The organism is Catalinimonas alkaloidigena (genome assembly GCF_029504655.1).
GTDB lineage: Bacteria > Bacteroidota > Bacteroidia > Cytophagales > Cyclobacteriaceae > Catalinimonas > Catalinimonas alkaloidigena.
Map to the genome: position 1 here is coordinate 6,047,971 of NZ_JAQFIL010000001.1, position 12,090 is coordinate 6,060,060.

The window sequence follows — 12,090 nt, forward strand, 5'->3', positions numbered from 1 at the left end:
AACCTATAACAACAAAAAAGCCTGAGAATTGGCATTTTCAGGCTTTAAAGCTAATTTTCATTAAGAAAAGTGAACCCGCTGGGATTCGAACCCAGGACCCACGCCTTAAAAGGGCGTTGCTCTACCAGCTGAGCTACGGATTCTTATTAGAATTTTGATTTTTTGGAGCGTTTCTCCGTAATTGCGTTGCAAAGGTAAGAGGCATATATGAAAATCCAAAACCAATTCAGAAAAATTATCCTCCTTTTTGAACTGCTCTTTATCAGCGTACTTTGGGGAGCGAATAGTTATGCGCAATCAGCTGAAAATAGCCTCGCACAGGCAGACTCTCTTTTTGCTGATCAGCAATATACAGAATCATTTAAGCTCTACGAGCAACTCTATACTGAAGCAAATATGGCTTCTCCTGCTATGTTGCTCAAAATGGCTTTCATTCAGGAAGGTTTGAATGAGTACAGTGAGGCACTCTATTATCTAAGTGAATATTACCTGATGACATCTGATGATGCGGCGGTTGCAAAGATTAGTAAACTTTCTTCAGAGCATAACTTAAGAGGTTATGAATTTACGGACTTTGATCTGATTCAGACTTTTTTCAAAAAAAATCAGTATGTTTTTATTTATGTTATCCTGGCATTGGCGCTAGTAGGACTGGCTTACTTTGTCTTTAGAAGAAATAAAATTAAGGAAAAGCCATATGGTTTTGGCATTACCTATGTGTTATTGTTAGCACTCTTATTTTACCTTTCAAACTTTCCTCTGGCACCTGAGCATGCCATCATTACGGATAGCAATACCTACATCATGACAGGGCCTTCAGCCGGAGCAGAGGTGCTTAGAGTAAGCGAAAAAGGACATAAGGTAAAAGTGGCAGGACAGGAAGATGTATGGACTAAAATTGAATGGAATGGTGAAACTGCTTTTGTCAGAGAAGATAACCTTCGTCTGCTTAAGCAGTAGTAAGGATTCTGGAGCAGTTTTTTTATTACCTTATCTGTTTTTTGAACTTTATTTTTTTTATTACTTTTCTATATATAGATCATACACATTATTCACTAATTATAACTGAATGATAGAAACTTTCTCAACTGCCAAAAAGAAAGAAAAGGCTGTGTTGGTGGCATTAATCAATCAATCACAGCCTGAGTATAAGGTAGAAGAGTACCTGGACGAACTGGCGTTTTTGGCAGAGACTTCAGGTGCTATTACAAAAAAGAAATTTACACAAAAGCTTGACAAGCCTGACGTTACCTATTTTGTAGGTAAAGGTAAACTGGATGAAATCAAAACCTATGTACAGGCCAATGAAATAGACATGGTCATTTTTGATGATGACCTTTCTCCTTCGCAAGTGCGTAACCTTGAAAATAAGCTGAAGTGTAAAATTCTGGACAGGAGTTTATTGATTCTTAATATATTTTCTATCAGGGCTAAAACTGCCCAGGCTAAAGCACAGGTAGAACTGGCTCAGTACCAATATTTACTTCCTCGCCTCACCAAAATGTGGACGCACCTTTCCAAACAAAAAGGAGGTATAGGGATGAGAGGACCGGGTGAAAAAGAACTGGAGACCGACCGTCGTATCGTACGGGATAAGATTGCACTTTTTAACAAGAAACTTGAAAAAATTGATAAGCAAAACGCTACTCGCCGCAAAGCACGCCAACAGGTGGTACGGGTGGCGCTGGTGGGTTATACCAATGTAGGCAAATCCACGCTGATGCGGCTGCTTTCTAAATCAGATGTATTCGCTGAGAACAAACTTTTTGCTACTGTGGATTCTACAGTGCGAAAGGTAGTGATCGGAAGAATTCCTTTTCTGCTAACTGATACGGTTGGGTTTATCCGGAAACTTCCTCACGCACTGATAGAATGCTTTAAATCTACACTGGATGAGATCCGTGAGGCAGATGTACTGCTGCACGTAGTAGATGCTTTCCACCCTTCTTTTGAGGAGCAGATTAGTGTGGTGAAGAACACCTTAACTGAAATAGGAGTAAGTGACAAGCCTGCACTGCTGGTCTTTAATAAGGTAGATAAGCTGATGAAAGAAGCTGACTTAGCTGATGACAATGGACATGATCTTGCTGAAAATGGTCTGGTCACTGAAGATGTAGAGATTGATTACCATCCTCCTTTAACCCTGGAGCAGCTAGAAGCTACTTATATGGGAAATGGAAATGAAGATGCGATTTTTATCTCCGCGGTTGACAGGCTTAATATTGATAAGCTAAGAAAATCTATTTATGACAAGGTAGCGGATAAGTACTTCACGATTTATCCCAACTATGTACAAAATGGAATGTACTACTAAGAAAGTTATTGACTAAAAAGACCATAAAGGCTATCCTTAAAAGATAGTCTTTTTTTGCTTAGTAACTTCCCATATACTTCCGGATAGCCCATTCTGTGCTGATCAGCAGTAAAAGCACAAAAAACAGCCATTTTAAATTGATGATAGGTAGAAAAGCTTCGCTGGTATAAATTTTACCTCTGGCTTCCTGGCTCTGTAGCTGCGAAGCCATATTTTCCAAACTCTCCTGCTTGAAAAATACTCCTCCAGAATTAGCAGAAATATCCCTTAGCAGTTGATGGTTTGCGGTCAGGTTCAGCGTTTCTATTTGCAGACTTCTGACAGTAAACTCTCCATTGCTTACCATCTGTTCACCATCAATCTGAGCAGTCGCTCTGTATTGGTATATACCTTCGGGCAGATTACTGATTCTGTACTGCGTATTACTTTCGTTGGTGATGTAACTGTATTTGCGTGTTTCTCCAGACTCATCAGTAAGCGTCAGAGCGATATTAAATCCATAAATCTCTTCATAAATTTCATTATAAATTTCAGTCTCAAACACTACGGCTTCTGTATCGTCAAAAACATCCTGCTCTGGATATACTCTAAACCTTCTTTTGTCTTCTTTAGCAGATAAGTACTGGCTTAGCTTACTAACAAGTGCATCAAAGGCCTGCGTATTTTCGTATTTGGCATACTCTTGCAAACGCCACTGCCACAAGCCTTCCGCTAACATCACTGCTGACTTACGTTCGTCTACTTCTCCTACTACCAATAAAGGTTTACTAGTCTCCACCGAACCTACTTTCTGATACAGAAGCACGTTAGCATTATTTTTCAATTCTACCCTTCCAAAGGGCACTGAAAGTGGTAAAAACTCTTCAATAATTGCCTGGGTTTCACCTTCAATCTGGAAACCGGTAAAACCGTTGTTGTACACTGCCTTTACCTCATCAACATCATTATTCACACTGGCAATATTCAGGATCGTATTATTTTCACTTAATGAAAAAAGATCGGTCTGATTGCCGACAATGAACCAGCTGGCACTGGCTTCGTTGATGTATTTTCTTACTAAAGCATTATCCAGATTCCTGCCGGGCAGCTGATGAAAAATGACCAGGTCATATTTGATGTCAGCCAACTCACGTTCACTAACTTCATCTACACTCAAAATCACGCTGCGCAGTTCGTAATTTTTATTGTCTTCAATCGCCAGTTTCAAAGCTTTGATATCTGGATGTGGTGCCTGAGCTAATAATAAAATATTTTCTTTTCCTTCAATAACTTCTACATATGCCTGGCTGGTATTATTCTGCGTTGTAAACTCACCATCTAGTGATTGTACTTCTACCTCATAACGCTGCATACCTTCTTGTGATGCATCCAGCAAAAACTCAATTGAGCTAACATCTCTGGCCTGATCAAAGCTGAGTGTTTGACTGCTTATCACATTGCCTCTGTTTTTTACACTCACATTAACTGTTTCTCCCTCAAAGCCGGTGTTGACTATTTCTGCTACCAGTGGAAATTTATTCCCCTGATAAGCGATTTTGTTATAAAAGAGATTTCTGACATTAATATCCTGCTTTGGAATCGTATCTCCCAAACCCACCGTATTGATACGAAAACTGTAGGGGCGATAGGTTGGCGACACTCCTTCATTGTAGATACCATCAGAAAAGAGTACCACAGAGGCCAGGTTACGCCCTTCATACTCAGAGGATATACTGCTTAGCAGTTCGCTCAGATCACTGCTGTTATGTCTAAAATTAAGTGAATCTAGATTTTGCGATCCCTCAAAAGTCCGATACTCCAGGGTATAATCATTATCCATCAAATCGGCTGAAACGCTTTCCAGACTTTGCTTAAATGTCTGCAGAGCACTACTATCCTGCACTGCGGAAATGGAGCTCGAGTTATCAACCGCAAATACTACAATGGGTTCTTCCAGTGTATTTTTGATCTGCTTAATAAATGGACCAACCAGCAACAAGCACAATAAACTTACTAATACAAAGCGTAATCCGGTCAACAGATAATTAATTTGCTTATCCCATGACTGATGACGAAAGCCTTTATTCTTGAGGTATAACAGCGCCGCATATGCCGCACCCACCAGCATACTGGGGATGATAAGCCAGGGAGAGTTATCAAAGAGAAGCTGTACTTGTTGCATAATGAATATTATTGTTCTACTAGGTGAGCATGCCGCCATCAACTTGCAGCACCTGTCCCGTCATATAGGCAGATCTGTCTGAAGCCAGAAAAACTGCACAGTCCGCTACATCTTCAGGAGTTCCTCCTCGCTTAAGGGGAATGGCATCTCTCCAGCTTTGTACTGTTTTCTCGTCTAACTTTGCTGTCATTTCTGTTTCTATAAATCCTGGTGCGATAGCATTAGAACGGATATTTCTTGAGCCTAATTCCAGGGCTACTGATTTGGTAAAGCCAATGATACCTGCTTTGGAAGCTGCGTAGTTGGCCTGTCCCGCATTACCTTTAATACCTACTACCGATGTCATATTGATGATAGAACCGCTCTTTTGTTTCATAAAAGTACGTGTAGCTGCCTTCACTGTATTGAATACAGACTTCAGGTTTACGTTGATCACTTTATCCCACATTTCTTCATTCATCCTCATCAACAGGTTATCCTGGGTAATACCGGCATTATTGACCAGAACATCCAGTGATCCAAAATCAGCGACTACATTATTAATTAATTCTTCAGCGGCAGCAAAGTCTGAAGCATCTGAACGATAACCTTTAGCATTTACGCCCAGCCCTTTCAGTTCATTTTCTAGCGCTTCTCCCTGCTCTATACTAGAGAGGTACGTAAATGCTATATTTGCTCCTTCTTCAGCAAACCTTAGTGCTACTGCTTTTCCAATACCTTTTGAAGCACCGGTAATAAGTGCATTTTTTCCTGATAACAGTTTCATAGCCATTTTATTATATGATGCGTTTTTGCAAACTTAATTAATTCTTTAGCTAATCACATTCAATTTAAAGGTACAGGAAGTAATAGCAATAAAAAAAGCCATCAAAAAGATGGCTTAGCGTGTAATAACATGAAATATAACTATCAGAGAATTTCTTCCAGCAGGTGCATTAGTTCTTCCATATAACGCTTATCAGTATCATCAAAGTTTTTCATTTTATGGCTATTGATATTAAAGATCAAAGCTACTTCTCCTTTATGAAAGGCAGGAAGTGCAATCTCAGATTTATCAAGCTCTGAACAAGGAACGTAGCCGGCAAACTGCTCCACATCGTCAACGATGATCGTACATTCTTTGGAAAGCGCTGTACCACACACTCCTTCTCCCAGCGCTATCCGGGAAACTGCAGCAGGTCCCTGGAATGGACCGAGTACAAGCTCATCATTTTTCACCAAATAGAAGCCTGTCCAGTCAAAGCCCATGGTATGGTGGATTACGGCGACGATGTTTCCAAGATTAGCTGTAAGGTCATCTTCATTAGAGACGATGTCACGAATTTGTTGAAGCAACATTTTGTATTTTTGCTGCTTGGTCTGGTGTGTGGGAGTAGTTACATTTTCTAAAATAACCATCTTTTATAACATTAATGATAAGACATATTATATATACAAGCACATATGTATATGTAACTTTTTATGTAAAAACGAAATCTCTTTAACAAAGTAGTGAAAATAATGTTTATTTGCAATTTTTTATTAAAAAAATCAAAAAACATTGATTCTATGAAAAAATCTCAAAAAGGTCTTTAAAACAAGCCTTCGTTTTGCAGGTTTTAAAAAATAAATATGGCAAATGAAGATAATAAATATTTATTTAATCATCATCTTAATCAGCATGTCCAAACCTGCACTATCTCAGGGCATCCAGATTCCCGGACCATATCACTGGAAAAACAGGATTATATTACTTTTTTCTTCAAATCATGGAGATAAGTACCAACAGCAGTTAGAAGTATTTAATACTGAGAGCGCAGGTATGAAAGATCGTGATTTAGTAGTTTTTTATATCAAAGATAATATCGTAGAATCTCCTAAAGGAAAAACGTATAATGAAAAAGAAGCTGAACGATTAAGAGAACAGTTTCAAATAGTGGAAAACGCTTTTTCTGTCATACTTATTGGCAAAGACGGAACACAAAAGTTAAAACAAGATGAAGTCCTGAGTACGGATAAACTCTTTGCAGTGATTGATGCCATGCCTATGAGAAGAAGAGAAATGCGCCAAGATGGAAATTATTAGTTACGCAAATTATTCATTTCTTTGATATCAATTTCCAGAGCTCCAACTGCCAATTCGGCTTTTACCTTAAGAGGCACTTTATTCAAATCATCAGATATCCACGCTTTTACCGGTTCTTTACCATTAAAGAAATCATTTTTAGGAATAATAGGTGCGATCACAATAGATTTAAAAGTACCCAGCTTTGTTTTAAGCTCTTCTCTGCCTAGAAATTTGACTTCCAGATCATAGACTTCATCATCAAAGAAACCATTTAACTTGATGACATCCCCTTCGTTGTATTTATCGTAATCTATGGTACGAAGGAAATAATATCCCCCTACGATATCCAATATATTATCCGGCACCTTAAATTCTTCCTTTTCTTTTAGTTTACGGGTTTCTTTATCAAGGCGAAGGACTGTAGCCACATCTCTGGCATGATTGAAATTAATAATCTCGTTTTTTCGGTATTTATTTTCTTCAATATGGAGGTAGGCTTTCTGAGGCAGTATAGATGCGGTATCAACGTAAACGCCCCAATTGTCCCGTACTTTTACCATCCAGTCTACCACCCCCGTGGTAGTACCATGTACGTCTATTTTGTAACAAGGTCTGCCATTCACCATATAATGCTTATCACTGATCTGCATGACAGCTTCAGCTGCATTAATAAATTTCCAGTGTACCCTGAACTTAAGTACCTCACCTGCTCCAAAACTACTGTTATCTACATACCGATAATGGTCCTGCCCTGAAGATGAGGTTAAAATAAATATAACACATGGTAGTATTAAGGAAACAAATCTTTTCATACGCACTTTTACATAAACAATAAACACGCCATCATTTTCTATTTACGTAAGGTCTATATTCATATGTTTTACAAAAAATTTACCATGTACGTTCATGTACATCTACTGCACGGTAACGAACATAATGAATAACGTAAAACTTAGCTGAATCATTATTAACGCATATGGCATACTTGTTGGCTATGGGCTAATACAACATTAACCCAACTTCTCATTGACGTTTTAGTTAAAATTGAACATGTCATTAAGGGCCGGAATCTATTCCGGCTTTTTTTACGCACCATATTTTTTCTTCAGATATTCTAGAAAAACCTTAATATCTCCCTCAAACTGCTCTTTGAATTCTTCTTCCAGAGAAGATACCGTAGCCTGATACCTTACATAACGTTTAAAAAAAGTGTTATTAGGCAATTCATCCTGCCCCGATAATTTGGAAACCAGCATACGATACCTCTCGCTCCTGAAACCCAATGCCCTGGCATCGGTCAGGATAGAACGTATTTCCCTTTCCTTTAGTACCTGCTTGTCTTCCAAGCGCATATTTGGAGAAAAAGAACGATAAAGGCTATCCAAACGGTGTACTCCTTCAAGCATATGCTCAGCAAAGAGTTTACGATCATATTGGTAATTAACGTACTGCAAAAATGGCTCGGACTTGTCGCCATACTTACTCTTTAAAAATAGCTCAGCCCCTTTATCCCCTACAAATGAAGCCAGGTTTTCATTGAATTTCAGGTCATTTTTCACAAATAGTGTGGCGTGTGTAAGTTCATGCACTATGGTATTTGCAAGTTCTCCTTCTGACCTGAAAAGTAAACCCGACATGATTGGATCATCCAGTATACCCAAAGTGCTCCAGGCACTTACAGTACGTATACCTGTATCATAGCCTTCTGCTTCCCATTTTGCTTTTTCTTTCAAAGCTTTATTGTAGTCAAAAAAACCTTTGTAGGAGAAGCTTCCAAGTATAGGGAACTCCCATTTTTTATCTTCCATTGAAAAAGGTTCACAGGCGGTGACTACCCATAATACAGGCTTTCCTTTTTGGTCAAACACACTTTTATAGCTATCCGAATCATTTACTCCCAGCGACTCAATCGCAAACTCACGAATATCCTGCGTAAGCAGTATCTTTTGCTTCAAAGAGTCTGCTACCGCAGGATCATTTAAAACTTCCTCTATCGGTCTCGCATTCCAAATAATTTTAAGCTGCCCCTCAGCCTGGCCCAAGCCATATACGACCAATTCATATTGCCACACCAACATTATCAACAGTAAAAAGGCTACTACACCAAATATTTTCTTCCACATAAATGATATCGTAATTTAGATGGCACCATAAGTAAATTTCTCATGTTTAGGTTCAAAATCCGATCAAAAAGAAACCTACATAATACTTTAACCAAGTATTGTTTTTATACTTAAAATAAGTATATTTGCAAATGTTAGTTCTGACCAAATTAACAAAGTAAACTTGTGAAAAGTACACTAAAAATAGTACCTTCATTTTATATTAAAGTAGAGATTTTATGAGCGATCAATCTGAGAAATTAAAGGCTTTACAGCTTACTATAGACAAACTAGATAAGACTTATGGCAAGGGCACAGTGATGAAGCTTAGCGATGAGCGTGTCGTGGACGTTCCCGCCATTTCAACGGGCTCATTAGGGCTGGATATTGCCTTAGGTATCGGGGGGATCCCCAGAGGGAGAGTTACTGAAATTTATGGTCCTGAGTCCTCAGGAAAAACCACACTGGCTATGCACTGCATAGCTGAGGCACAAAAGCAGGGAGGCATCGCTGCCATTGTAGATGCTGAGCATGCATTTGATAAAACTTACGCTGAGAAGCTAGGTATTGATACAGAAAACCTGTTGATCTCTCAACCTGATAATGGTGAGCAGGCTTTGGAAATTGCTGAACACCTTATCCGTTCAGGCGCTATAGATATTATTGTAATTGACTCCGTAGCAGCCTTAGTACCTCGTGGAGAGTTGGAAGGTGATATGGGAGATAGCAAAATGGGCTTACAGGCACGCTTGATGTCCCAGGCTTTACGAAAACTTACCGGTGCAATCAACAAGACTAAGTGCTCTTGTATCTTCATAAACCAGTTACGAGAAAAGATTGGGGTTATGTTCGGTAATCCTGAAACTACAACTGGTGGTAATGCTCTCAAGTTTTATGCTTCTGTACGCCTGGATATACGAAGAATAGGTCAGATCAAAGAGGGAGCAGACAATGTAATGGGAAACCGTACCCGTGTGAAAGTAGTAAAAAACAAGGTAGCTCCTCCATTTAAGGTTGTAGAGTTTGATATCATGTACGGGGAGGGCGTTTCTAAAGTAGGAGAGATACTTGATTTGGGAGTGGAAATGGATATTGTAAAAAAATCTGGTTCATGGTTCTCTTACGGAAGTGAGAAACTAGGTCAGGGTAGAGACGCTGTAAAAAATATTCTGCTTGATAACCCTGAACTCATGGGCGAAATAGAAAGAAAAATCAGGGCGACAATCAGTGGTATTAGCCTAGAGGAAGAGCCGAAAGAAAAAAGCAAGGAGCCTGATGAAGCAGAGTTGAGTACTGATGGGAAAGAAAGTTGAGAACAAATATTTTAAAAATTATGCAAAGCCGCTGACTAGGAAGCGGCTTTTTTATTCTATAAGCTTTTGAATCAAGGACTGAGGAACTTCATGCTTACCAGCAAATTTCACGAATTTGACCTCTAATCCATAGCGTTGAAATTTACCATTCAACTGTTCCATACTTCCTTCTTTAATATAAGGATCCTGGTCACCGTATGAGTAATAGCAAGGCTTATTTGAAAATATCTTTTTGGAGGCTGCTGAGTCAATGTCTTCAGGAAATGAGCCTGCACACATAATCAGCTTGTCAAAGCTAATCTGGGAAGAAACTATCCACCGAATCAGCGTAGAAACACCCTGAGAGAAGCCTAATAATGTTACTGAGCTTGGATGCGATTTTCTTTCATGTAAAACAGTATGATAGACCTGATTTAAATAAGAAAGATAGTTAGTAATTGCCATATGTCGGTTTTCCTTAGTCATCCAAGATGCTCCAACTCTACCGCTTGTACTTTGCAGGTAAAAAAGAGAAAGCCCTTGGGGAGCAACTACCAACGCTTTGTCTTCTAAAAAGCTGAATTTTTTAATAAAATAATGTGCGAGCTGGCCATAGCCATGTAGTACAAACCATAAATGATCAGCAGTAGTATTTTCATTAGAACAATATGTTGACTGAAAATTAAAGTCAACCGTACGTATCCGAGATGATGACATAAAAAAAGCCTCTTATGTAAAAGAGGCTAAGATAATAATATTATTAGGTAGTGCTTATCGCTTAAAGCCCAAAACAGACCCTCCACAATGGTTTTTAGATCCTTCAAAAGTAAAAGTAATGTAGTAAATACCAGTAGCATTACAAGGATAGATAATCCCCTTATTGAAGTTTCCGTTGGCATAACTGGTTCCTACTTGCTTACGGTTGGAATCGTACAAGTTCAGCACAATACCATCTGTGCCTTCACCTTCCGCACAGATACTAATAAAATATTGAGTGCCTTTAGCAAATACGTATGAGTACTCAATCTTTTCTTTAGCTCCACCTTCACCGTTTATTTCGTAACTTTTTACAAAGTTAAACCCCTCTGCAAGTTGAGGAATACATGCTTCAGTATGCTTTGCAGGATCACACTGAGCTTGCACCACTATATCCAACATGAGTATCAACGAAACTATGCCAAACAGGGATATTAAAGTTTTCATATAACTCACTAATATTTTAATTAATAATATAATCTCTGATTTGAGCAGTAGTTGCCGCAATCTTTTTCACATCTTCCTGAGTAATATTAATAGAGCTAGTACTTTTGTTAGTAATAGTAACTATTCCATTCACCTCTTCTAAAGTAGACTCAGCATAAGTCTGAGTAATTTGTATGTTCTCAAACTGTACTTGTAATTGAGCAACCTGCTCAGTCAGATCACCGATATTTGGATCGTTGTCACTATAGAAAGACAACAGCAACATGATACTCTCAAGGATAATTTTTTGTTCACCTATTCTCTCAATCAATTCCTGGTTATTAGGATTTTTTTCTGACACCTGACATAGGATATGTAGCGCCTCAATCCAGCCACCAGTTAACAATAGTACACTCAGATTAGAGCGCTGCTGATTTTGTAAGTAAGAATTAATGCTATTAAAGTTCTTAGTGGTAATCAGCAATAAAGAGTCCAGGTTTCTACTATTGGTAGCTAATCTTTTGATCGTACCGAAATTAAAAAACTGGCCTATGCTTAATCCATCAGACAGGTCACGTATCGAGTTTAAATAAAAGATTGCATCCTGATTCTGTTCGTAAATATTGGTATATCCCAAATCTGTACCATATACTCCCAAATTAAGTGCCTTTTTGAAATTACTGTTGTAGGCGGATATTTTATCGGTTTCATTCAAAAACTTCTTATTGTAATTCGTTCCTGATTCTTTTAACAATACGGAGATCTCTAAAGGTGAAGGGATTTGCTGAAGAATACTCTCCAGTACATCATCAGAAATAACAGGAGCTTCGTTGGAAGCATTATCCAGGCTATCCAGGAAAGCCTGCTCGTTTAGCTTGGGATCAGAATCACAAGACCAGGTAGCAAACGAGAATATTCCTAAGGACAAAAGCAGCAGTCTTTTCATGAATATCTTCAAAGTTTTAGATTGACAAATGTAGGCTGTGTGCGGA

12 protein-coding genes and 1 tRNA gene are annotated in these 12,090 nt (G+C 38.6%); 4 read left to right on the top strand and 9 right to left on the bottom strand.

Annotated features, from left to right (window positions below; genetic code table 11):
* Positions 1-70 precede the first annotated feature (70 nt).
* A tRNA-Lys gene (locus OKW21_RS24465) sits at positions 71-143 on the bottom strand.
* 64 nt (positions 144-207) lie between these two features.
* Here OKW21_RS24465 and OKW21_RS24470 point away from each other — a divergent pair.
* Both OKW21_RS24470 and hflX read left to right on the top strand, forming a co-directional pair.
* Positions 208-960 carry an SH3 domain-containing protein gene (locus tag OKW21_RS24470; protein ID WP_277484668.1) on the top strand — a complete coding sequence of 251 codons (753 nt, stop codon included), beginning with the start codon at positions 208-210 and terminating at the stop codon, positions 958-960.
* A gap of 109 nt (positions 961-1,069) precedes the next feature.
* Positions 1,070-2,314 carry a GTPase HflX gene (hflX, locus tag OKW21_RS24475; protein ID WP_277484671.1) on the top strand — a complete coding sequence of 415 codons (1,245 nt, stop codon included), beginning with the start codon at positions 1,070-1,072 and terminating at the stop codon, positions 2,312-2,314.
* Between the two features lie 58 nt (positions 2,315-2,372).
* On the opposite strand, the gene OKW21_RS24480 is transcribed toward hflX, so the two are convergent.
* The 3 genes from OKW21_RS24480 to OKW21_RS24490 all read right to left on the bottom strand — a co-directional run bounded on the left by OKW21_RS24480 (position 2,373) and on the right by OKW21_RS24490 (position 5,873).
* Positions 2,373-4,475, bottom strand: a complete 2,103-nt coding sequence (locus tag OKW21_RS24480; RefSeq protein ID WP_277484673.1) for a hypothetical protein — start codon at positions 4,473-4,475, stop codon at positions 2,373-2,375.
* 19 nt (positions 4,476-4,494) lie between these two features.
* The gene (fabG, locus tag OKW21_RS24485) at positions 4,495-5,241 is read right to left on the bottom strand and encodes a 3-oxoacyl-[acyl-carrier-protein] reductase (protein ID WP_277484675.1); all 747 of its coding nucleotides are present in this window, start codon (positions 5,239-5,241) and stop codon (positions 4,495-4,497) included.
* 143 nt (positions 5,242-5,384) lie between these two features.
* Entirely contained in the window at positions 5,385-5,873 is a 489-nt protein-coding gene (locus OKW21_RS24490; protein ID WP_277484677.1) for a GAF domain-containing protein, read from the bottom strand.
* 220 nt (positions 5,874-6,093) lie between these two features.
* Between OKW21_RS24490 and OKW21_RS24495 the strand changes: the two genes are divergently transcribed.
* Complete coding sequence (locus tag OKW21_RS24495; protein ID WP_277484679.1) at positions 6,094-6,540, top strand: DUF4174 domain-containing protein; 447 nt, start codon at positions 6,094-6,096, stop codon at positions 6,538-6,540.
* Here the strand turns inward: OKW21_RS24495 and OKW21_RS24500 are convergent.
* Positions 6,537-7,334 (bottom strand): DUF3108 domain-containing protein, encoded by a 798-nt coding sequence (locus OKW21_RS24500; RefSeq protein ID WP_277484689.1) that lies wholly within the window; start codon positions 7,332-7,334, stop codon positions 6,537-6,539. The two genes, OKW21_RS24495 and OKW21_RS24500, sit on opposite strands and share 4 nt — an antisense overlap.
* A 273-nt stretch (positions 7,335-7,607) precedes the next feature.
* On the bottom strand, positions 7,608-8,645 hold the full coding sequence (locus tag OKW21_RS24505; RefSeq protein WP_277484691.1) for an aminopeptidase: 1,038 nt from the start codon (positions 8,643-8,645) through the stop codon (positions 7,608-7,610).
* A gap of 218 nt (positions 8,646-8,863) precedes the next feature.
* Here OKW21_RS24505 and recA point away from each other — a divergent pair, with 218 nt between their 5' ends.
* A complete protein-coding gene (gene recA, locus OKW21_RS24510; protein ID WP_277484692.1) occupies positions 8,864-9,937 on the top strand; it encodes a recombinase RecA in 1,074 nt (357 codons plus the stop codon).
* Between the two features lie 51 nt (positions 9,938-9,988).
* Here recA and OKW21_RS24515 read toward each other — a convergent pair whose 3' ends face one another.
* The 3 genes from OKW21_RS24515 to OKW21_RS24525 are packed head-to-tail and all read right to left on the bottom strand — an operon-like array spanning position 9,989 to position 12,044.
* Positions 9,989-10,633 (bottom strand): alpha/beta hydrolase, encoded by a 645-nt coding sequence (locus tag OKW21_RS24515; protein ID WP_277484698.1) that lies wholly within the window; start codon positions 10,631-10,633, stop codon positions 9,989-9,991.
* Between the two features lie 54 nt (positions 10,634-10,687).
* Positions 10,688-11,119 carry a hypothetical protein gene (locus tag OKW21_RS24520; RefSeq protein ID WP_277484704.1) on the bottom strand — a complete coding sequence of 144 codons (432 nt, stop codon included), beginning with the start codon at positions 11,117-11,119 and terminating at the stop codon, positions 10,688-10,690.
* Between the two features lie 16 nt (positions 11,120-11,135).
* Positions 11,136-12,044: a hypothetical protein gene (locus OKW21_RS24525; RefSeq protein ID WP_277484710.1), complete on the bottom strand. Its 909-nt coding sequence runs from the start codon at positions 12,042-12,044 to the stop codon at positions 11,136-11,138.
* Positions 12,045-12,090 lie beyond the last annotated feature (46 nt).